The sequence below is a fragment of the Luteolibacter sp. genome, assembly GCF_058122085.1.
On record NZ_JBIKBQ010000012.1, the window covers coordinates 1 to 21,462 of the forward strand.

Below are 21,462 nucleotides of genomic sequence, written 5' to 3' on the forward strand. Positions count from 1 at the left end.
ACCGCTGCTAGGCTATCCGATGGCGCTGGCGGGCGAGCACCAGGCATGGAACGCCGCGCTCGCGGTGGCCGCGCTGCATCGCCTGGGCATCCCTCTCAGCTCCGACAGCGTCGGCTACGGCCTCCGCCACGTCAGCTGGCCGGGGCGCTTTGAAATCATCCGGCCCGGCGTCGTCCTGGACGGCGCGCACAACCCGCACTCTGCGGAAGTTCTCGCAGAAACCTGGCGGCGCGGCTTTCCCGGCAAGCAAGCCGCACTCGTCTTCAGCGCCGTGGGCGGCAAAGACATCGCCGGCATTCTGGAAATCCTCGCCCCGCTCGCCTCGCGGATTTTCCTCTGCCCCGTCGATACGCCGAGGGCGGTTTCCCCCGAACAACTCGCGGGCGATCTGCCAGCGGGCGCGCCGCCTCACGAGACGTTCGGGAGTTTTGAAGACGCCTTCGCCGCAGCGAGCTCGCACGGCGAAACCGTCCTCGTGGCGGGCTCGCTCTTTCTCGTCGGCGAGGCGCGGGCCTTCCTAACTTCCGGGAAGTTCCAGCCGAGCTCACAGTGATTTCATGACCGCCGGCCTCACTCCACTGTCCAGGTGGAGCCGCCGTGGAGCAGTTCCTCCCAGGTCCCGTTGCCTTTTTTCGCCTTGGCCGCTTCCACCTGGTCGTGGATCAGCGACTCGTAGGTCGGGCGCTGGATCTGGCGGATCACGCCGATGGGCGTCGGGAAATCCGGCAGGCCCATGGTGGCGAGCATCTGTGAGTAGAGCGGGCTCGCGTGGTCGGGCTCGTGGACGAGGATCTCGCCCGGAGCGGCGGTGGCGGCATCGACGACTTCGGGCACGAGGCCTTTGAGGCGGATGCCCTTTTCCTTGTCCTTGCCGAAGAGCAGCGGCTTGCCGGCTTCGAGGTTGAGCATCTGGTTGTCGCGGTTTTCCTTGCCGTAAACCGGGTCCCACGCCGCGTCGTTAAAGATCACGCAGTTTTGCAGGATCTCGACGAATGAAACTCCCTGGTGCTCGTGGGCGGCCTTGAAAGTGGCGACCATGTGCTTCGGGTTGTTATCCACGGTGCGGGCGATGAAGGTGGCCTCGGCGCCGAGCGCGAACAGCAGCGGATGGAGCGGATAGTCCACCGAGCCTAACGGAGTTGTCTTGGTCTTGGTGCCGACCGGCGAGGTCGGGCTATACTGGCCCTTGGTGAGGCCGTAAATCCGGTTGTTGAACAGCAGGACGGTGACGTTGAGGTTGCGCCGCAGCAGGTGCAGCAGGTGGTTGCCGCCGATGCTCAGTCCGTCGCCGTCGCCGGTGACGATCCACACCGATAGATCGGGATTGGCGACCTTGACGCCGGTGGCGACGGTCGGCGCGCGGCCATGGATCGTGTGGAATCCATAGGTGTTCATGTAGTAGGGAAAGCGGCTGGAACAACCGATGCCGCTGATGATGCAGAAGTTTTCCCTCGCGATGCCGAGCTCGGGCAGCGTGCGCTGGAGCGAGTTGAGGATGGCGTAATCCCCGCAGCCGGGGCACCAGCGGACGTCGTTGGAGGTGACGAAGTCCTTGCGGTTGAGCTCCGGCACGGCGGGGATGTTTTGAATTTCGGTGGCCATGGCGATCAGTCGTTGATGAGTTGAAGGATGCGTTCGCGGATTTCGCTGACTTTGAAGGGACGTCCCATGATTTTCGACATGGAGACGGCATCTACCAGGTAGCGTGCCCGCAGGATCATGCAGAGTTGGCCGGAGTTGAGTTCCGGGATGAGGACCTTGTCGAAGCCCTTGAGCAGATCGCCGAGGTCGGGCGGCAGCGGGTTCAGGTAGCGGATGTTGGCGCTGCTGACCTCGAAGCCTTCGAGCCGGAGTGACTCGACCGCCGAGGTGATCGCGCCGTGGGTGCCGCCCCAGCCGAGGACTAACATTTTCCCCTGCCGTTCGCCGGTGACGTTGAGCGGCGGGATGCTCTTGGCCACGGCCTCGACCTTGGCGGCGCGCAGGCGGGTCATTTCACTGTGGTTCAGCGAGTCGTAACTGATGCTGCCCTTGGTGTCCTTTTCGAGTCCGCCGAGGCGGTGCTCGAGTCCCGGCTGGCCGGGGATGGCCTGGGTGCGGGCGAGCGTTTGCGGATCGCGGGCGAAGGTGACGTAGGGCTTCGACGGATCGGCGAAGGGCTTGGAAATTTCCGGCAGCGAGGCTTCGTCCGGCACTTTCCACGGCTCGGAACCGTTAGCCAGATAGCCGTCGCTGAGCAGGATGACAGGCGTCGAGTATTCCAAGGCGATGCGCACCGCTTCGAAGGCGGCGCGGAAGCAGTCGGACGGGGAGTTCGCCGCGACGACCGGCAGCGGGCTCTCGCCGTGGCGGCCGTAAAGCGCCTGCAGCAGGTCGGATTGCTCGGTCTTGGTGGGCAATCCGGTGCTGGGGCCGCCGCGCTGGACGTTGACGATCACCAGCGGCAGCTCGGTGGAAATGGCGAGGCCGATGAACTCGCTCTTCAAACACATGCCCGGTCCGCTGGTGCCGGTGATGCCGATCTGGCCGGCGAAACTCGCGCCGAGCGCCACGCCGATGGCGGCGATTTCATCCTCCGCCTGCACGGTCTTCACGCCGAAGTGCTTGTAGCCTGCCAGGGTTTCGAGAATCGAGGACGCGGGCGTGATCGGGTAGCCCGAGAATAACAGGTCGCGGCCGGCCTTTTTCGCTCCGGCGATCAGGCCGAGGGCGAGCGCCTCGTTGCCGGAAATCTTGCGGTAGGTGCCGGGTGCCACCTCCGCCCGCGCCACCATGTAGCGGTTGCGGGTGGTCTCGGTGGTTTCCCCGAGGAAATAACCGGCTTTCAGGACGCGGATGTTAGCTTCCGCGAGGTCGGGCGCTTTTTTGGCCCACTTGGAATTGATGTAGTCGATGGTCGGCTCCAGCGGCCGGCCATAGACCCAGTAGGTGAAGCCGAGCGCGAAGAAGTTCTTGGTCCGGAGCTTCTCCTTCATGGTGAGAGGGCTGTCCTTGAGCGACTCCACCGCCAGCCCGGTGATGTCGAGCGCGAGGACTTCGTATTTTTTCTGGATCGCAGGGTCCTCGAGCGGATTCGACGTGTAGCCGGCCATCGCCAGGTTCTCCGGGGTGAAAGCGGCGGAATTGGCGATCAGCAGCCCGCCCTCGACGAGGTCCATCAAGTGGACGGCGAGGGCGGCGGGGTTCATGGCCACCAGCGAGTCGGGCTCGTCGCCCGGAGTGAGCACGGTCACACTGCCGAAGTGGACTTGAAAGGCGGACACGCCCGCGATGGTGCCGATCGGCGCGCGGATTTCCGCCGGGTAATCCGGGAAAGTCGCGATCGCGTTGGGGACGGTGACGCTGGTGTCGGTGAAACGCTCGCCAACAATTTGCATTCCGTCGCCGGAATCACCGGCGAAGCGGACTACCACGGATTTCATCTCGCGGAAGCCGCGGGTGGATGGGGTCATGGGATGGATTGAATTTGAATCTGATCCACTTAAGAATCTCATCCTCCAGGCGTCAATCGCCGATGTGGGTTAGGCGGATTTCGTCCGGGTCGGCGGTGGATGGAGCGGGTGGCGGCGGGGGAACCGGGGCGGGATCGGGATGGGTGTCCATGGCGGTTTAGTTTTCGATGTAGGGATTGCGGCCGCCGGGGGTGGAGGCCGGATCGGCGGGTTTTTCCGGGGCGGGTTTCGCGGCGGTTTGCGGCTTGAGCGAGGTGCCGAAGGTGTCGCCCCAGTGCTGGAGGAAGAATTTTTTCTCCTGGGTGAGGCGGACGTCGGAGCGGCCGAGGATGGGGCGGAGGGAGGTGGTCATTTGCAGGGTGACGATCAGGAAGACGATGCTCCAGATGGTGAGCGGGGCTTTCTGGGTGCCGCCGGTGGCGAAGATGACGGATCTCAAAAACCGCAGCGCGAAGAACACGGCGACGACCCACGCGCCGATGGCGAGGCTGCCCATGAAGCCGAAGAGCAGGATGGAGACCACGGCCATGATCGCGAAGCGGCCGGTGGCGCCGTGGTGGGGCTCGGCGAGGCGGGCGACGAGGGTGTGGGGACGGCGGAGCAGGGCTTCGAAGAGGCTCTTGAGGTCGAGTTTTTCCGGCAGCGGGGCTTCGAGCGGCGGGGGTTGGGCGGTGTTGGGGATTTCGTGTGGATTCATGGTCGTGGGGTGGTTTGGTGGTTTGGTGGTTGTTGTGGATGGCGTGGAGAATCGGGGTGAGCAGGAAAACGAGGATGACGCAAAGCGCGGGCAGGCCGTGGCCGCCGCTGGTTTTGTCGATGGCATGCCAGACGGTGTCGTAGAAATTTCCGTGCAGCGGATGGTCGCGGAGGAACTCGACCTTGATGGTGGGGGTGCCGAAGAACGGCCGCAGGATCCACGAGAATTGCGCGCCGAGAAACCCGTTGCCGCCGAGCCAGGCGAGCCAGGCGAGCAGGGTGGCGGTGGCGGCGGCCGGAGTGGGGGCCTTGACCGCGAGCAGGCGGTGGAGGTGGAGATTCGCGGTGATGCCGGCGAATCCGATGAACGCGGTGTGCGCGACGAGGTAGGCGGCGTGCGCGTTTTTCGCCCCCGGCGAGTCGGGCGGCGGGGCGTTCCACGCCAGGAAAAACGTAACCAGCGCGAGCGAGCCGAGGATCAAGGCGGCCAGCGCGAACGAGGTGAGCAAGGCGAGCAGCGACTGGCGGAAGCCGAGGCCGGTGCCGAGCAGCAGGCCGAGAAGTCCGTTTAACAACCCATTGCAACCGAGCGTGAGCGCGATGAGCAGCGGGAGTTTCACCGCCACGTAGCCGCCCATCAGCGGATCGCGCCAGAAGCCGACGGTGAACCCGTAAATCGCCAGCCCGGCGCAGGCGGTCAGCGCGACCCGTGCGACCCGCCGCGGCGAGGGCGCGTCCAGCCAATCGGCGTCGGGCTGGATGAGTTGGCGGAGGTGCATGCCGGAGAGCCAAGCGCCGGTTTGTGAACGGGTGATGCGGATCGCGTGAGAATTTCATCAATCCGCGCCGGAGAGATGGCGCTTGAATGTTGCGGACCCCCGCCGTAGTCCGGTGGCCGCATGGATCCAATGCACCCTTACCAACTCCTGCCGCTTTTCACCACTGGCCTGGTGCTGGCCGTCTGGCTGATCGGCATTCACGCGCTGATGCTGGCGAAACCGGCCGCCGTGCAGGAGTTCCTGAAGAAATTTCCGCGCAATCAGAACATCGGGCAGATCCTGTTGGGAATCGGCCTCGGCTGGTTCTGGCTGCTCATCGCGCCGTCCGGCCTCGGCAAGCTCAGCGCGCTGACGATGGACTTGGGCGAATTCAACAGCGCGAAGGGACTTCTGCAAATCCTGGTCCCGGTCTCGCTGGTGCTCGTCTGCATCAGCGTGCGGGATTTCCTCGCCGTCCGCGCGCTCGGGCTGCTCGGGCTGATGGCCGCCGCGCCGCTGCTCGGAGCGGCGTTTCTCAAGGACCCGCAATCACGCCTGCTGGTGCCGATTTTCGCCTACGCCATGCTGACCGCCTCGCTGTTCTGGGTCGGCATGCCGTATTTGTTCCGCGACGCGGTGACGTGGGTGACGGCCGACCAAAAGCGCTGGACGTTGTATTCCCTCGCCGGCCTCGGCTACGGCATCGCGACGCTCGTCTGCGCCTTTGCCTTCTGGCGCGGGTATTGATTTCCGCTCGACGCAAAAACGGCGTCCCCCCCGCGAAATGCGGGAGGCCGCCGTTTTGGTTTGAAGGGGTTCAGTAAACGGGAGCGCCGGAAGTGTCGCCACTGGAAGAGCCGCCTGAGGTTTTGCTGGCGGTTTTTTCCAAGCCTTCGCCGCACATCCGCATGTCACGGCCGAGGCCGATCATGGTATTGCAGGAACTGAACAACATGGCCGCAGCGGAAACCGTGATTAAGAGAGTTATTTTCATCGAGGTTTTTGATACGCCAATTTTCCGGGCCTGCAAGCGGATATTGTAAAGATTGCTTAATATATCCGCCGGGCCTCAGTAACGCATCACCCGCGAGAGGAAGCGCTGGCAGAGCGCGGACTGCGGCGTGCCGAACAAGCTGGCTGGCGGCGAGACCTCCTCGATTTTCCCTGCGGCGACGAACGCGACCTGGTCGGCCACGGCGCGGGCGAAGCCCATTTCGTGGGTGCTGAGAATGATGTCCTGGCCGGCTTCCGCGAGCTCCTGGATGAGCTCCAGGACCTCGGCGGTCATCTCCGGATCGAGCGCGGAAGTCGGCTCGTCGAGGAACAAAATTTCCGGCTGCCGCGCCACCGCGCGGGCGATGCCGACGCGCTGCTGCTGGCCGCCGGACAACTGCGCGGGCAGCTTGTCGGCGTGGTCGAGCAGGCTGAATCGGGCGAGCGCCTGTTCCGCCATTTCCTGCGCCTCGGCGGGCGAGTGGCCGTGCACTTTTTCCAATGGCAGCGCGATGTTGCGGCGGGCGGTGAGATGGGGAAACAGGTTGAACTGTTGGAAGAGAAAGCCGTTTCTCCGGCGGTAAGCCTGAAGCGCGGCCGGATCTGGCAGAAGCGGGTCACCGTTGATTTCCACCGCGCCCGCATCCGGGATTTCCAAGCCGCCGAGCACGCGCAGCAGCGTGCTTTTCCCGCCACCGGACGGGCCGATGAGGACCAGCACGCGGGACGATTCCACGGCCAGCGAGAGCCCGTCGAGCGCGCGGGTCTTGCCGTAACATTTCGTCAGGCCGGTGACTTCAAGTTTCATGACGGAAGCGTTTTTCCAACCAGTGCGACAACCATGCGACCGGCAGCGTGAGGATCAGATAGCCCAGCGCCAGCGGCACGTAGCCCTCCAGCCCGGCGTAGGAACGGGAGATGAAGTTCTTGGTGTTATAAAAATACTCCGTCACGCCGATCACGTTGAGCAGCGACGAGTCCTTGATCAGCGAGACGAACAAGCCCGCCATCGCCGGCAGCACGCGGCGCAAGGCCTGCGGGAAAATCACGTAGCGATAGACCTGGAACGGGCTGAACCCCACCGCCCGCGCGCTTTCCCACTGCGTCCGCGGGATGCTCTCGACGCCGCCGCGCAGGATTTCGCCGAGGTAGGCGCCCTCGAAAACGGATAGAAGCAGCACGCCGATGATCAGCTTGTCGTCGAATCCCTGCTCGCCGAGCGGCCGCGAGATCAGCGGCGCGAAGATCACGAAATAACCGAACAACAGGTGCACCAGCAGCGGCGTGTCCCGCACGAACTCCAGAAACGCCCGGCAAGTCCAGCGCACGACCACCAGCGGCGAGCGCTGGCCGAGCATGAAGAGCAGCCCGAAGAAGATGCTGCCTAGCAGCGCCGCGAGGGAAATCTGCAAGGTCACCAGCCACCCGCGCCACAGGGTTTCACGGTATTCCCACGCCTTCGACCAATCGGTCCGCGTGCCTAACATCGCGAACACCGCCGTGCACAGCCAGCCGGCCAACGCCACCAGCGCGAGGGCGACGAAAGCATTGGCGATCAGCTGGCGGCGGGTCATTTAGCGGAGGATGAACGGGATTCCGGACGCTTCGAGGAACTTCTTCTCGTCGTGCAAATAGCGCTCGCCGAGTTTCCCGAAGCCATCCTGCTTGCGGAACTCGTCGAGGAAGGCATTGACCCGCGAGAGCAGCGCGTCGTTGCCCTTGGCGATGCCGATGGCCCACGATTCCTCGACGAACGGCTTCAACAAGCCGCGGGTGGTCGCCTTGTTTTCCTCGGCGTATCGGTAAATGCTGAGCTGGTCGTAGATGAAGGCGTCCGCCCGGCCCTGCACGACCTCTAACACGCAAGCCGTCTGGTCCTCGAACACCACCCGCTTCGCGCCCGGTAGATTCTGGATCGCCCACGTCTCGCCGGTCGTGGCTGCCTTGGCCGTGACCGAGCGGCCCGGCTTTTTCAAGTCCTCCACCGACTGGATATCCGAGTCCTTGCGCACCAGCAGCGCGAGACCGGTGAAGGCGTAGGGATTGGAAAAATCGATCGACTGTCGGCGCTCGTCGGTGGCGGTCATCGAGGAAAGAATCAGATCGATGTTGCCCGTCTTGAGCGCGGGGATCAGGCCGGAGAATTCCATCGGCACGATCTTGAGCGGCCGCCCGAGATGCGCGGCGAGCGCCTCGGCGAGTTTCACGCTCACGCCGTCGGGAGTCCCCGACTTGTCCTGCATTTCAAACGGCGGATAGCTCAGATCCATTCCCACGCGCAAGACCGCGCCCTTGCCGGAACTGTTGGATTTCCCGCTGCATCCGACGGCGGCGAGAACGCACGCGGTGATGATCAAAAAGCGGCTGCGGCAAATCATGGCGCGACGGTAGCTAGAAACGCGCCGAGCGGAAGTGCGGTTTTCCGGGGCGGCAATTGCACCTTGAGTCCGGGTTCCTTCGGCATAGGTTCCTCGCGTGTCCAGCATCCAGGAAACCATCCATCAAATGGGCCGCCAAGCGCGAGCGGCCGCATACAAACTCGCCCAGCTTTCCAGCGACGAGAAGAACGCGATTCTCCGCGAGATGGCCGCCGCCATCCGCCAGCGGGTGCCGGAATTGCTGTCTGCGAACGCGAAGGACCTCGAAGCCGGACGGGCAAAAGGGCTTTCAAACGCCATGCTCGACCGGCTCATGCTGGATGAAAAACGCATCGAGGCGATGGCAGCCGGCATCGATCAAGTCGCGACGCTGCCCGATCCCGTCGGACAGGTTCTAGATTCGTGGGAGCGGCCCAACGGGATTCGCATCGAGCAGATCCGCGTGCCCATCGGCACCATCGGAATTATCTACGAGAGTCGCCCGAACGTCACCGCCGACGCCGCCGTGCTGTGTTTCAAGACTGGTAACGCCACCATCCTCCGCGGCGGCAGCGAGGCGATCCATTCAAACGTCGCCATCGCGGAAGCCCTCGCCGCCGCAGGCGCGCCCGAGCACGCGATCCAGCTCATCCCGTTCACCGACCGGGAGAGCGTCGCCGTTCTGGCAGGCATGGACAAGTGGCTTGACCTCATTATCCCGCGTGGCGGCAAGGGATTGATAGAGACCGTCGTCTCGCTGGCCCGCATGCCTGTGATCAAACACTATGACGGAATTTGCCACCTCTTCGCCGATGCCGCCGCGGATCAGGAAATGGCCGTCGCGCTCACGGTGAATTCCAAGACGCAGAAATGCGGTGTGTGCAATGCGTTGGAAACCTTGCTCGTCCATCGCGAGATCGCCGATTCATTCCTCCCGAAAGCCGCTGCCGCACTGCGTTCGAAAAATGTGGAGCTCCGCGGCTGTGATGAAACCCGCAAGCATCTCACAGACATTCTGCCCGCCACCGAGGAGGACTGGGGCACCGAATACCTCGACCTCATTCTATCCATCAAGATCGTCGGCTCGCTCGAAGACGCCGTTTCCCACATCAACCGATACGGCTCGCATCACACGGATGTCATCGTCACCCGCGACGAGATGGCGGCGGAGCGATTCCTGCGCGAGGTCGATTCCGCCTGCGTTTTCCACAACGTCTCCACCCGCTTCGCCGACGGCGGCGAGTTCGGTTTCGGTGCGGAAATCGGCATTTCCACCGACAAGCTCCACGCCCGCGGGCCGATGGGCCTGCGCGAGCTCACCAGCTACCAGTATCGCGTCCGCGGAAACGGACAGGTGAGAGGCTGACCGACCTGCAAGTTAGTTCGCAGCGGGAGCGTTCTTTTCCAGCCAGGCCTTGCGCGCCGTCAGGTTTTCCTTCAGCCCGGCGAGGTAAGCGCGCTCGCGGTCGAATTCGTCATAAAGCCGGAAGAGAGTGGAAAGATCCGAACGAAGGTCCTTGCGCGCGTCGTCGAGCAATTGCCCGAGACCGACGGCCTCGTCGAGACTCGGTTGGCGGGTCGCGCCGCCGGTGGACATGGTGATCTCCGCGAGTTGCTTTTTCAGATTCTCCGATTGGGCGTCGATCTGGCCAAGCTCCTGCGTGTAAAGCTTGCGGGCCGAGTCGGATGGATTGCGATTGGCGAGCGCGCCCTGCAACGAGCGGCGGCGCTGGTCGAGGCGCTCGATGCCCTCGCGGATGGCGGCGTTGATCTCGTCACGCTGTTTCTTGCCTTGAACGCTGTCACGGCGGCTTTGTTTCCATTCCTCGCTGATCCGTGAGTTTTCATTGTAGTAGCCATCCCAGTAGGAACCGCCGTCGGAATCGTATTTTTTCACATCCTCGTGGGCGGGAAACGACTTGCTGAGCTCCACGATTTGGGCGATCCGGTTGTTGATCCGTTGGTCGAATTTCCCGAGATCGGCGAGCGCGGCCTCATCGCCTTTCTTGATCCTCTCGCTCATTTCCCTGCGCTTGCCCGCATAGAGCTCGATGGAGCGCCTGAGACCTTGGATCGCGTCCAGTTTCATCTGGGAGACCTTCCATTTGGAGTCTTGCGAGTCCGTCGTGTCTGCGAGCATTTTGACCAACTCGTCCACGCGCTTTTCGATGCGGCCGTCGAGGATCGCGATGTCCTGGCGGAGCTCCTCCAAGCGCGATTCACGCTGGGAGATGTGGGACTCCAGATTGACGACCGAAGCCTTGCGAGCCTCCAAATCGATGGCGGGAGAGGTTTGTCCGGAACCGATTCCGAAGGTGAAAATAAACACAGCGCCTGCCAACGGAAGGAGGTTGAATTTCATGCTCCACACGGTGGCCTCATCCGGGCCCGGCTGCCAAGCCGAAACCGACAGCCGAAACCGAACGTAGGACCGAGTCATTGCACGTAATCGAAGCTTTTAAGTGGCATGATCTTGGAAAAATTGGAAATTTTACTGGCACGATTCGTATAATCGTGCCATAAAAGTGTCGGATTTGGCGCGATTATCCGCTTATCGTGTCACTTAAATCATAATCGTGCCACTTCAAATTCCAGCCCAAGAATTGGATCATCTGCACCGCATCATCGCGGCGCGACCATCCGGCGCGTCCGTCAAAGAACTGCTCGCAATACCCGCACTCGGATTCCCCAAGCGCACCTTGCAGCGGCGGCTCGACCAACTCGTCTCGGAAAACCGCCTCGCGCCCAAAGGCCAGGGGCGCGCCCGGCGTTATCTTGTCCCGGAACCCGATCATTTCCCGATGACCTCCATGATGCGGGAAGAGCCGCCCGTTTACAAAACCCGGAATGACTGGCTGTCACCCGCCGCCCGGGAAATCCGCGCGGTCATCCAACTTCCCGTTTCGCAGCGGACACCTGTGGGCTATCAAGGAGCGTTTCTCGATGCCTATCAGCCGAATCACACCTTTTACCTGCCGGAAAGCTTGCGGAAAGAACTCGAAGATCTCGGCCAGGTGGGATTGAGCGCGCTTCCCGCCGGCACCTACATGCGGCAGGTGATGGACCGCCTGCTCATTGATCTCTCGTGGAACTCCAGCCGGCTGGAAGGCAACACCTACTCGCTGCTAGAAACCCAGCGGCTGCTTGAATTCGGCGAAGACGCCGAGGGCAAAGCCAGCCAGGAAACGCAGATGATCCTCAACCACAAGGCCGCCATCGAGATGCTGGCCGAAGAAGCGGGAGAAATTGATTTCAACCGCTACACGATCTGCAATCTCCACGCCCTGCTATCCGACAACCTGCTGCCCGATCCCGCGGCCAGCGGGCGCGTGCGTTCGCGGCCTGTCGGGATCAGCGGGACGGTTTTTCATCCGCTGGAGGTGCCTCAACAAATCGAGGAGCGGTTCGAGCAAATTCTGGTGAAGGCCGCCGCCGTGCGGAATCCGTTCGAGCAGGCGTTTTTCGCCATGGTGCACCTGCCTTACTTGCAGCCGTTCGAAGACGTCAACAAGCGGGTTTCGCGGCTGGCGGCGAACATCCCGCTCATCCGCTATAACCTTTGTCCGTTGTCGTTCGTGGATGTGGATTCGCATGATTATATCGGCGGGCTGCTAGGTGTTTACGAGTTGAACCGCGTCGAATACCTGCGTGACGTTTTTGCCTGGGCCTACCGGCGGTCTTGTGCGCGCTACTCGGCGGTGCGGCAGTCTTTGGGCGATCCCGATCCCTTCCGCCTGCGTCATCGCGCGGCGATCGGGAGTTTCGTGCGGGAGGTCGTGCTGGGAGTGATGGACAAACGCGCCGCCACGAAGTGGATCGCCGCAGAGGCGGAGAGGGTCATTCCGCAGGCGGAGCGTTCCAAGTTCATCGAGGTCGTGGAAACCGAGCTCGGCTGCCTGCATGGTGGAAACATCGCGCGCTACCGGCTCAGGCCTTCGGAATTCAATGCGTGGAGCAAAGGCTGGAGTTGAAACCAGGCATCGCGCCTGCCTAACGCTTTGCTGTCCCCGCCGCGTCGAAGCAGATTTGCAGCGAGTGGGAAATGCCGGGAAGCCCCGCGACCCAGCCGATGAGCGCCCACGGCAGGCTAAGGTGTTGCAGCGCCATCGCGATGGCCCGGACCCCGCTCTCGCGGCGCCCGGACGATGGATGACGCCAGGTCACGCGGACCAGTGGCGGGCCGGTCCAGGCGTTTGCATCGCGGAGCTCGAGCCGGTGCGGGTGGCGGAGTTGGAACCACCGCGCGACCTCGGAACAGGGGCCGCACCGCTGATCCAGCCAGAGTTCGCATGGCTCTCCGATCCGAGGATTCAAGCGGGGCCACCACGACCGGACCGAGTCGTGATAGCTCGGCCAATCCTCTCCGAAACGATCCCGCATGTCCTGGTTTTCCGACCACCGCGCGAGTCCTTCCGAATAGACAACGCCTATCAGAGCGAGAATGGCGGGCCACGGACTCAGGAGAAAAATGGATTCCAGCAGAAGCAACGAAGTCATGGAAAGTTGCATCGGGTTCCGGACGAAGGCGTAAATCCCATGCGTCACGAGGCGGCGGGGCGGGTCGAGCGGAACCGGCGTGCCGCCACCACTGAGCGCCAGATCCCGCAGGGCGGTCAGTCCGGGGACGGAGAGCGAATGCCAGCGAGCCATGATCCCGGTGAGGTCGCCGCAGACGACGAGCAGCGGAATGCCCAGAAATATCCCGCCGAACGCCGGGGCTAACATGGCGCAGCGGAGCCCGACGTGCGTGCGCGCCGCCGTCCATTTCGAGATGAAAAGCGAGGGGACTAGCAGGCACGCCGCCATCAGGAAATCACCCGCAAACCACAGCGGATGGAGTTCGAGCACGGGTCTCATTTCCGGCATCACCCGCAGGTCGATGGCGATCAAGACCGCCGCCGTGACCCACACGCGCCCGTCAAGCGCGTGGGCAAGCAAAGGCGCGAAAATCCCCCAGGCGATGACCCAGCCGAAATAGAGTGCCAGTGGCATCCCGCCGAGAGCAGGCGCTTGGGAATGATAGTCCCAAAGTCCCGCCGCCCGGGCCAGGGCGTCGAGCCATGGCAGCATGGCGGCATTCCATGACAGGGAGAAGAGCAGCCCGGTGGACAACCATTTCCCCGGGCGAGCCCACCAGGCTAACAATGCGGTGCCCGCGAGGGGGCCGTAAAGGCAGGCTATCTGAATCGCCCCTTCGCGGGTCACGGGGCTTTGTAGGTTTGGGCGAGGAAATATTCGCCCGCCTTCTTGACCCCGTAGCGTTCGATCGGTTTGAAATATCACGCGGGATCGAGCAGCCTGCAGTAGCGCATCGTCAGGGTCACCCGGCAGCCGTTTCCGCTGGGCTCTATCTTCCACGCGGCGTCTTTCCAATCCAGCCAATGGGCGATGTGGCTGGTGTCCGCGACCCGCGCGACGCGGATGTGGTCCGGTCCGCTCTCGACCACTTCCGCTGATAGATCGCCGGGTTTCCCCTCGCCGCCGGCGAAGTGGATGAGCCACTTGTCGCCGGTCTCCAGCCCGCCGCCGTCGATCCGGTGGGGCGCGGGAAACCCGAGTTTCAAAAACGACGGCAGCTCGGAGAGGACAAACCGCGGGCCGCGGGCGAGCTGCGCGCAGGCGGCTGCGGGAGCAAGGGCCACCTCCCGGCTGACGGTGACGACCTCGTCCCGAGGGAAGGAAAGCAGGCCTGTCACACCCTTCAGGCTCATCAGCACCAGCGCGGGTAAAACCATGAGTCGGAACCGCTTTTCAAACTCCCGGCGCGCCCTCGCCTTGTAGGCGAAAATTCCGACGATGAATCCCAAGGGCATAGAAAAACGGCGCGGCCATCAGGATGCAGACAAAGCCCTCGATGAACAAAATCCCGAGTAACAGAAGGAAGAGGCTGATCCCTTTCATGATCATGCCGGTGGCGCTGGAGGACCTCGGCAGGAACGTGATCAACATCGCCAGCGCCGTGGGAAGCCCGATGAACATCAGCGCGCTCTGCTCCTTTTGTCCCAGAACCAGCACCCGATAGAGAACCGACGCGAGTCCCGCAGCAAGACAGAGCCAGACATACGGGCCGACCTGGCGCGGCGGCGGGTTTTTGGATTCGGGGCTCAGCGCTGGTTTGTCCTGCACGAGCCTCATATTTTCAGTAAATTCTGAAAATTCAAGAAAAGATTGGTTCGTCTGCGGATGCCTGGGTTCCCTCTGGCTTTTCTGCGGGGAAATTCTAGTTTCCGGCAGCACAGGTGACGGCCGGGCTCGGTCGGCGGACGCCTTGCGGATCCTCTGTCATGAATTTGTCCTCACACTGCCGCGGCAATCGTTGTTTTTGCCGAAATCCGTTCTCGCGCTGCGCGATTACAGCTGGCGGAAATTCGGCAGCGATCTGGTGGCCGGGGTCACCGTGGGGCTGGTCGCGCTGCCGTTGGCGATGGCCTTCGCGATTTCCTCCGGCGTGCCGCCGCAGTCGGGCTTGTATTGCGCGGTGGTCGCCGGGTTTCTGATTTCCGCACTCGGCGGCTCGATGACCCAGATCGGCGGACCGACCGGGGCCTTCGTGGTCGTGATCTCGGGCATCGTGGCGAAACACGAGATCGACGGGCTTTTCATGTGCACGATGATGGCGGGCGTGATGCTCGGAGCCATCAAGTCGCTGCTCTCCGCGACCGTGGCCGACCGGATGAGCGGGGACAAACACAACCCGAACGTGGAGTTGTTCGCGCAGGGCATGGCTAACATTTTCTCGCCACTGGTGGGCGGCCTGCCGGCGACGGGCGCGATCGCCCGCACCGCGACCAACATCCGCTCGGGGGCGAAGACGCCCGTTGCGGGGATGATCCACGCGCTCACGCTGCTGGCGATTCTGGTGTTTGCCGCGCCGCTGGCGAAACACATTCCTCTGTGCCTGTTGTCGTCGATCCTGATGATCGTGGTCTGGAACATGGGCGAGTGGGCGGAAATCCCCTCGATCCTGAAACTCGGCAAGGCGGACGCCTCGGTGTGGCTGATCACGCTTTTACTAACGGTCTTCGCCGATCTGACAGTCGCCGTGGCCGCCGGCATGATGCTGGCGGGGCTGCTCTACATCCGGCGGGTGACGACGACCACGACCGTCTCCGAGGTCACGCCGGAATACATCCGCAAAGGCTTCGCGCACAGCCTGCAGACTAACGAAATCCCGGAAGGTGTGGCGGTTTTCCGGATTCACGGGCCGTTTTTGTTCGGCGCGACCGACAAGGTTTCGCTCATCGAGGAGCGGATCGACGGCTTGTCAAAAGTGGTCGTGCTGCGCTTGCGGAACATGAACGCCATCGACGGCACGGGGCTGCACGCGTTGGAGAATCTCGCGGTCAAACTCAAGGCGGCGGGGAAAACGCTGGTTCTCTGCGGGATTCGCGACCAGCCGGCGCAGTTGATGGCGCGCGCGGATTTCCATCGCCACATCGGCGAGGAGAATATCCAGCCGAGCCTGGAAGCGGCGGTGCTGCGCGCGCTTGTCCTGCTCGCGGAAACTTCCGAAGGCGGGAATGATTGATTCGCAGTGGACCAAGCGGCGGTGTCCGGTGATGCTCGCGGCATGAGAAACGGCTCGGGATGGATGCGGATCGCGGCGGCGGTGCTCAGCGGCTTGCTGGTGGCGGGCTTGGTTCCGCCGTTTGATTTATCGGCGCTGGCGTGGGTGGCGATGCTGCCATTACTGATAGCGTTAGGCCTGGTTGAGGGGAGACGCGCGGGCTGGAAGGGATTCGCGCTCGGGTATCTGGCGGGGGTGGTGTGTTGCCTGATCCAGCTCCGGTGGCTGGCGGTGGTGTCGCCGCTCGGGATGGTGCTGCTGCCTTTGTATCTGGGGATTTTCTGGGGATTGTTCGGGGCGTTTGCGGCAAAGCTCGGGAAAGCGGAAAGTGCCGGGGCGAGCCTGCGGGTGGCATTTTGTCTCGGCGCGGTGTGGGCCGGGTTGGAGTGGCTGCGGGGCTGGTTGTTCACGGGCTTCGGTTGGAACGGGCTGGGCGTGGCCTTCCACGAGGCGCGGGTGATGGCGCAGGCGGCGGATCTGCTAGGCGTGACCGGGCTTTCGCTGATGCTGGTGTTTTTCCAGTCGGTCGTGGCACAAGCGGGCCGGCAGTTGATTCGGCGGCAGCCCGGAATGCGCTGGGATTTGGCGGTCGCGGGCATGCTGGTGATTTCCATGTATGGCTATGGCAGGGCGCGGATCGCCAGCGAGGCGCGCGCGGAATCGGTGCGGCTGAAGACGATGTTAGTGCAGATCAACATCCCGCAGGACGCGGCGCGGGTGCTGTGGACCGACCTGCAGGTCCACCAGGCGTATGAGGACGAAACCCTGAAAGCGCTCGATGCGCTGAAGTCGCCGCAGGGCGAAATTTCCCCCAAGTGGCCGGACTGGGTGATGTGGCCGGAAAGCGCGCTGACGGGCCGCATTCTCCGCACGGAGTCCGGCGAGTGGGGGACCTGGCAGATCAACCTCGACACGATCTCACAGGTCCGCACCGCGGGTCCGTTTTCGCTCATCTACGGCGTGAACGAGTTGGAGGCGGAAAAATCCGGCGACCAGCTGGTGATGAAAACGAAGGGCCGCGCCTACAATTCCATCGCGGTGATGTCGCCGGAAGACGAACTCCAGACCTACCGCAAGCGGCATCTGGTGATTTTCGGCGAGACGATCCCGTTCGTGGACTCGATCCCGTTTCTGAAGAAAATCTACGAGCAGCAGGCCGGCGTGGAATTCGGCGGCTCCTTCACGCCGGGTGATTCCGTCGAGCCGCTGCCGATCCCCGCGGGCGGGACGGTCATCGGCGCGATCCCCACGGTCTGCTTCGAGGACACCGTGGGCAGGCTGGTCCGGAAATTCACCCGGCCGGGGCCGCAGGTGATCATCAACGTGACCAACGATGGCTGGTTCAAGGAGTCCCCGGCGGCGGCCCAGCATTTCGCCAACGCGCGCTTCCGAGCGATCGAGTTGCGGCGGCCGATGTTGCGTTGCGCGAACAGCGGCGTTAGCGCCGCGCTCGATTCCACCGGGTCTGCCGATGATCCTAATTCCTGGAAGCAGCAGATTCTGACGGATGAAAACGGCAGTCATTTCACCCGCGGCTCGCTGCTCACCGAGTTGAAGATCCCGCTGAATCCGAGTTTTTCCCTTTTCGCGGTGATCGGTGACTGGGGCATCCTCGGATTGGCGGCGACGGGGCTGATCGTGGCGGTCTTCACCCGGAAATCAGGGCGGGCGGCTGCGGGAAGTTAGGTTCAGCCGGGTCTTTTTCGCTGCCGGCCAATTCCATCTTGACCTGTTCAAGCGATCACGCTTCAACTGATGCCATGAGCCTTCAATTGTTATCCAGCCGCCTCAAGCAGACCTTCGGCTATGACGGATTCCGCCCGCTGCAGCGGGAAATCATGGAAGCCTCGCTGAAGGGCCGGGACGCGGTCGCGATTCTTCCCACCGGCGCGGGGAAAAGCCTGTGCTATCAGCTGCCCGCCCTTGTCCGCGAAGGCCTTACCGTCGTCGTCTCGCCGCTCATCGCGCTGATGAAGGACCAGGTGGACCAGCTCGAAGCCAGCGGCGTGGCGGCCACGTTTCTCAACTCGTCGCTGGACGGAAACGAGGCGCGGCGGCGGCTCGACGCGCTCGATGCGGGCGAATACCAGCTGCTCTACGTCGCGCCGGAACGGCTGATGCTGCCGGATTTCCTGGCGTGCCTGAAGGGCTGGAAAATCGCCGCGCTGGCGGTGGACGAGGCGCACTGCATCAGCGAGTGGGGCCACGACTTCCGCCCGGAATACCGCCGCCTCAAGGAAGTGCGGCAGCTGATTCCTCACATCCCCGTGCTCGCCCTCACCGCCACCGCGACGGAGCGCGTGCGCCTGGACATCGTCAAACAACTCGAACTCCGCGATCCGGCGGTCTTTCTCGCGAGCTTCAACCGCCCGAACTTGAAATACCAGGTCATCGCCAAGGCCGGTGCCGCGGCGCAGCTCTGCAATTTCGCGAGCGCCCGGCCCGAGGACTCCGGCATCGTTTACTGCCAGTCGCGGAAAAGCACCGAAGCCCTCGCCGCCACGCTGCGGGCGCAGGGATTTTCCGCCGTCGCCTATCACGCCGGGCTCGATCCGGCGGAGCGCGCGAAAAACCAGGACGCCTTCCTCCGCGACGAGGCCAAGATCGTCTGCGCCACCGTCGCCTTCGGCATGGGCATCAACAAACCCAACGTCCGCTACGTCATCCACGCCGACCTGCCGAAAAACATCGAGGGCTACTATCAGGAAACCGGCCGCGCCGGCCGCGACGGCCTGCCCGCCGACTGCCTGCTGCTGTTCTCCCGCGGGGACGTGATGAAGCTGCTCAAATTCCTCGAGAAAATCCCCGACGAACAGGCCCGCGAGGTGGCGCACCGCCAGCTCGACCAGATGACGCATTTCGCCGAGAACGACGCCTGCCGCCGCATCGGCCTGCTCGGTTATTTCGGCGAAATCTGGCCTGCGGAAAACTGCGGCGGCTGCGACCACTGCCTTCATCCCCGCGAGAAATGGGACGCCACCACGGATGTCCAGAAGCTCCTCAGCTGCGTCCTCCGCATCCGCCAGGCCGGGAATTTCAGCGTCGGCCTCAACCACGTTTCAGAAGTCCTCACCGGCGGCCTGTCCGAGAAAATCCTGCGCTGGAAACACGACGCGCTCACCACCCACGGCATCGGCAAGGACCAGCCGCGGCCGTATTGGGTGGACCTCGGCAGGCAGTTGCTGCGGCTCGGTTTGTTAGCCGCAAGCGCGGACAAATTCCCCACCGTCAGCGTCAGCCAACTCGGCATCGACACCCTGAAAAAGCGCGAGACCGTCATGCTCACCCGCGCGCTGGAAACCCCGCGCGCCAAGTCCGCCGTCCGCAGCGGCGAAATCCCCTGCGACCCCGGCCTGTTCGAGTGCCTGCGCGTCCTCCGCAAGGAGCTCGCCGACGCCCGGAACGTGCCGCCGTACGTGGTTTTTTCCGACGTCACGCTCCGCCATTTCAGCCGCGACTATCCGCAAGACGCCGCCGCGCTGCTCCGCGCCCCCGGCGTCGGTGACAAAAAACGCGAGGACTATGGCGAGGCGTTTCTCACCGCGATCCGCCAATGGCTCGCCGGAAATCCGCCCCAGGAATTCGCCCCGCTCGCGCCCGCCGCCGCGCCCGATCCCAAGCCCCGCGGACCGGGGATTCTCAACGGCACCGCCCAGCTAACACTCGAGCTCTGGAAAAGCGGCAAGTCCATCGCCCAGATCGTGGAAACCCGCGGCCTCGCCGAAACCACCATCGAGAACCACCTCGCCCAAGCCATCGAAAACGGCGAACCGCTCGACCCGCGCGCCTTCTACACCGCCGCCGAGGAACAACAGATGCAAGCCGCCCTCGAAGGCTACGATGAGACATCGCTCAAACCGGTGTTCGAACAGCTTGAAGGCCGCGTCAGCTACGGCAAGCTCCGGCTTTACCGGGCGATCTCGGCACGGCTGGAGAGCGCCGGGTGATTCCCTCCGCAGATCCGCATCAGTCTTGCATGCAAGCGCCGAAACCCTTAGGCATCGGGCCGATGCCCGGCGAAAACCTCAAACCGCAGCGAAATCCATCCTGGTCAGGCACCCTCCTGCGGGTGGTACTGATTTGCGGGGGGTCGGTGGCCATCTTGCTGCCCGCATGGCTGCCCAACCGGCCCTCGGTGCCCATCGAGCGCGGCACGGTCGAGCTGCTTCAAGCCTTCCTGCTCGCCGCCGCCGCCGCCGTGATCCTCGGCGCGTCCACCCATGCCGGGCCGAATCGCCCGGTCTGCCGGGTTCTCGCCTTGGGACTGTTCGCCGCCTTCGTGGGTGAGATCGACGATTTCATTTCAGGAATCATGCGCGTCAACTTCCCGGAAGGATGGGTCGTCGGCTTCATTCTGTTATGCGCGCTCGTCACCATCTATCGCCACCGGCGGATCATGTTTCATTTCTTCTCCACCATGGGAAATCACGCCGGCTCGGGGCTGATCGGCTCGGCGTTGCTCATTATCTATGTGTTCAACCACGTCATCGGCAGCGCGCGGTTTTGGAAGGCCACCCTCGGTGCCGCCTTCTCGCCGGAAGTTCCAAGGATCTGCAGAAGCTATCTGGAACTGCTCGCCTTCTATCTCATCTTCATCGGCGTTCTCGGCCTGTCCATCACCTTGGCGAGACGCCGGGAGCCCGCGTAAATCGCCGCCATGTTTCACATCGTCCTCATCGAGCCCGAGATCCCCCACAACGCCGGAGCCGCCGGCCGGCTCGCGCTGGCCACCGGCTCGACGCTGCAGCTGGTTGAGCCGTTAGGATTTTCCCTCGAAGACAAATACGTCCGCCGCACCGGCCTCGACTACTGGCAGGATGTGAAGCTGCGCGTCTGGAAATCCTTCGACGAGCTGCGCGCCGCGGCCGACGGCGGCGCGGGGTTCTGGTTCCTCAGCACCAAGGCGACCACCTCGCCGTGGCAGGCGGAATTCCAACCCGGCGACTACCTCGTCTTCGGCCGCGAAACCCGCGGCCTGCCGGAGAATCTTGTCGCGGAAGCCGGTGATCACGCGCTGCGGATTCCGATGGAACCCGGCGGCACGCGCAGCCTGAATCTATCCACCGCTGTCGCCATCGTGCTCTACGAGGCCGTCCGCCAGCAGGACCCGGCTTGGTAATCTCCCTGCTTTCATGAACTACAACGCCTCCGTCAGCGATTTTTTCAAAAGCCCGCAGTGGAAATCAAATTTCCTGCTCGGCGCGGTCGCGATCCTCATCCCGCTGGTCGGCCCTCTGGTTCTGACGGGCTGGCAAGTCACCGGATTGTGGGCGCGCGGGGATCGCGAAGAGCCGGGGAAATTCCCGCCGTTCGATTTTCAATACTTCGGCAAATACCTCGAACGCGGCTTGTGGCCTTTCCTCGTCAATCTGGGCGCCTCGCTTGTCTTGGTGCCGGTGATTCTTTGCACGATGCTACCGCTTTTGATTTTCTCCGGAGTATTTGAGTCCTACCAAGCCAAAATCATCCGCAGTCTCGCCGGGCACATCCTGGCCGGGGTGGCGTGCGACGAGGAAGCGCGGGCGTTCCGCGAATTCCGCACGTCCTTGTCTTGATTCCCGTCCGCCTATTCCGCTTGCCCGTGAGCGGCGGGTTGGTTACGGGGTTGGGGGTGACCGGCACCCCGCCGAACTCACTCC

Annotated in this window: 22 protein-coding genes; 11 read left to right on the forward strand and 11 right to left on the reverse strand. The window is 63.4% G+C overall.

Annotation, left to right across the window (positions count from 1 at the left end):
• Positions 1-553 (forward strand): glutamate ligase domain-containing protein (locus tag AC4DF4_RS03170; RefSeq protein WP_490046663.1); only part of this gene is annotated, 553 nt, incomplete at its 5' end.
• A 17-nt stretch (positions 554-570) separates the two neighbouring features.
• Here AC4DF4_RS03170 and AC4DF4_RS03175 read toward each other — a convergent pair.
• The 3 genes from AC4DF4_RS03175 to AC4DF4_RS03185 all read right to left on the reverse strand — a co-directional run bounded on the left by AC4DF4_RS03175 (position 571) and on the right by AC4DF4_RS03185 (position 4,149).
• Positions 571-1,602 (reverse strand): 2-oxoacid:ferredoxin oxidoreductase subunit beta, encoded by a 1,032-nt coding sequence (locus AC4DF4_RS03175; protein ID WP_490046664.1) that lies wholly within the window; start codon positions 1,600-1,602, stop codon positions 571-573.
• A 5-nt stretch (positions 1,603-1,607) separates the two neighbouring features.
• The gene (locus AC4DF4_RS03180) at positions 1,608-3,452 is read right to left on the reverse strand and encodes a 2-oxoacid:acceptor oxidoreductase subunit alpha (protein WP_490046665.1); all 1,845 of its coding nucleotides are present in this window, start codon (positions 3,450-3,452) and stop codon (positions 1,608-1,610) included.
• A 157-nt stretch (positions 3,453-3,609) separates the two neighbouring features.
• Positions 3,610-4,149 (reverse strand): hypothetical protein, encoded by a 540-nt coding sequence (locus AC4DF4_RS03185; protein WP_490046666.1) that lies wholly within the window; start codon positions 4,147-4,149, stop codon positions 3,610-3,612.
• On the opposite strand from AC4DF4_RS03185, the gene AC4DF4_RS03190 reads away from it, so the two are divergent.
• Complete coding sequence (locus tag AC4DF4_RS03190; protein WP_490046667.1) at positions 4,148-4,720, forward strand: hypothetical protein; 573 nt, start codon at positions 4,148-4,150, stop codon at positions 4,718-4,720. The genes AC4DF4_RS03185 and AC4DF4_RS03190 overlap by 2 nt on opposite strands.
• Positions 4,721-5,047: 327 nt before the next feature.
• Positions 5,048-5,653 (forward strand): hypothetical protein, encoded by a 606-nt coding sequence (locus AC4DF4_RS03195; protein WP_490046668.1) that lies wholly within the window; start codon positions 5,048-5,050, stop codon positions 5,651-5,653.
• 70 nt (positions 5,654-5,723) lie between these two features.
• On the opposite strand, the gene AC4DF4_RS03200 is transcribed toward AC4DF4_RS03195, so the two are convergent.
• The 4 genes from AC4DF4_RS03200 to AC4DF4_RS03215 form a co-directional block, all read right to left on the reverse strand.
• Positions 5,724-5,900, reverse strand: a complete 177-nt coding sequence (locus tag AC4DF4_RS03200) for an entericidin A/B family lipoprotein (protein WP_490046669.1) — start codon at positions 5,898-5,900, stop codon at positions 5,724-5,726.
• A gap of 75 nt (positions 5,901-5,975) precedes the next feature.
• A complete protein-coding gene (locus AC4DF4_RS03205; RefSeq protein ID WP_490046670.1) occupies positions 5,976-6,707 on the reverse strand; it encodes an amino acid ABC transporter ATP-binding protein in 732 nt (243 codons plus the stop codon).
• The gene (locus AC4DF4_RS03210) at positions 6,697-7,473 is read right to left on the reverse strand and encodes an amino acid ABC transporter permease (protein ID WP_490046671.1); all 777 of its coding nucleotides are present in this window, start codon (positions 7,471-7,473) and stop codon (positions 6,697-6,699) included. The genes AC4DF4_RS03205 and AC4DF4_RS03210 overlap by 11 nt, the downstream gene beginning before the upstream one ends.
• The gene (locus AC4DF4_RS03215; RefSeq protein ID WP_490046672.1) at positions 7,474-8,277 is read right to left on the reverse strand and encodes a transporter substrate-binding domain-containing protein; all 804 of its coding nucleotides are present in this window, start codon (positions 8,275-8,277) and stop codon (positions 7,474-7,476) included. It abuts the gene before it with no gap.
• Positions 8,278-8,404: 127 nt separating this feature from the next.
• Here AC4DF4_RS03215 and AC4DF4_RS03220 point away from each other — a divergent pair, with 127 nt between their 5' ends.
• A complete protein-coding gene (locus tag AC4DF4_RS03220; RefSeq protein WP_490046700.1) occupies positions 8,405-9,622 on the forward strand; it encodes a glutamate-5-semialdehyde dehydrogenase in 1,218 nt (405 codons plus the stop codon).
• A 12-nt stretch (positions 9,623-9,634) separates the two neighbouring features.
• On the opposite strand, the gene AC4DF4_RS03225 is transcribed toward AC4DF4_RS03220, so the two are convergent.
• Positions 9,635-10,618, reverse strand: coding sequence for a hypothetical protein (locus tag AC4DF4_RS03225; RefSeq protein ID WP_490046673.1), 984 nt, complete (start codon positions 10,616-10,618; stop codon positions 9,635-9,637).
• A 241-nt stretch (positions 10,619-10,859) separates the two neighbouring features.
• On the opposite strand from AC4DF4_RS03225, the gene AC4DF4_RS03230 reads away from it, so the two are divergent.
• The gene (locus AC4DF4_RS03230) at positions 10,860-12,227 is read left to right on the forward strand and encodes a Fic family protein (protein WP_490046674.1); all 1,368 of its coding nucleotides are present in this window, start codon (positions 10,860-10,862) and stop codon (positions 12,225-12,227) included.
• Between the two features lie 19 nt (positions 12,228-12,246).
• Here the strand turns inward: AC4DF4_RS03230 and AC4DF4_RS03235 are convergent, their stop codons facing one another.
• The 3 genes from AC4DF4_RS03235 to AC4DF4_RS03245 all read right to left on the reverse strand — a co-directional run bounded on the left by AC4DF4_RS03235 (position 12,247) and on the right by AC4DF4_RS03245 (position 14,382).
• Entirely contained in the window at positions 12,247-13,461 is a 1,215-nt protein-coding gene (locus tag AC4DF4_RS03235) for a methyltransferase family protein (protein WP_490046675.1), read from the reverse strand.
• A gap of 74 nt (positions 13,462-13,535) precedes the next feature.
• The gene (locus AC4DF4_RS03240; RefSeq protein WP_490046676.1) at positions 13,536-13,991 is read right to left on the reverse strand and encodes a hypothetical protein; all 456 of its coding nucleotides are present in this window, start codon (positions 13,989-13,991) and stop codon (positions 13,536-13,538) included.
• Positions 13,992-14,007: 16 nt separating this feature from the next.
• Positions 14,008-14,382 (reverse strand): hypothetical protein, encoded by a 375-nt coding sequence (locus tag AC4DF4_RS03245; RefSeq protein WP_490046677.1) that lies wholly within the window; start codon positions 14,380-14,382, stop codon positions 14,008-14,010.
• A gap of 190 nt (positions 14,383-14,572) precedes the next feature.
• On the opposite strand from AC4DF4_RS03245, the gene AC4DF4_RS03250 reads away from it, so the two are divergent.
• From AC4DF4_RS03250 to AC4DF4_RS03275, 6 genes are all read left to right on the forward strand, one after another.
• A complete protein-coding gene (locus tag AC4DF4_RS03250; protein WP_490046701.1) occupies positions 14,573-15,784 on the forward strand; it encodes a SulP family inorganic anion transporter in 1,212 nt (403 codons plus the stop codon).
• Positions 15,785-15,826: 42 nt separating this feature from the next.
• Positions 15,827-17,509 (forward strand): apolipoprotein N-acyltransferase, encoded by a 1,683-nt coding sequence (gene lnt / locus AC4DF4_RS03255; protein ID WP_490046678.1) that lies wholly within the window; start codon positions 15,827-15,829, stop codon positions 17,507-17,509.
• A gap of 74 nt (positions 17,510-17,583) precedes the next feature.
• On the forward strand, positions 17,584-19,770 hold the full coding sequence (recQ, locus tag AC4DF4_RS03260) for a DNA helicase RecQ (RefSeq protein ID WP_490046679.1): 2,187 nt from the start codon (positions 17,584-17,586) through the stop codon (positions 19,768-19,770).
• Positions 19,771-19,799: 29 nt separating this feature from the next.
• On the forward strand, positions 19,800-20,471 hold the full coding sequence (locus tag AC4DF4_RS03265) for a hypothetical protein (protein ID WP_490046680.1): 672 nt from the start codon (positions 19,800-19,802) through the stop codon (positions 20,469-20,471).
• Between the two features lie 9 nt (positions 20,472-20,480).
• A complete protein-coding gene (locus AC4DF4_RS03270; RefSeq protein WP_490046681.1) occupies positions 20,481-20,942 on the forward strand; it encodes a tRNA (cytidine(34)-2'-O)-methyltransferase in 462 nt (153 codons plus the stop codon).
• 13 nt (positions 20,943-20,955) lie between these two features.
• Positions 20,956-21,378 (forward strand): hypothetical protein, encoded by a 423-nt coding sequence (locus tag AC4DF4_RS03275; RefSeq protein ID WP_490046682.1) that lies wholly within the window; start codon positions 20,956-20,958, stop codon positions 21,376-21,378.
• Positions 21,379-21,462 lie beyond the last annotated feature (84 nt).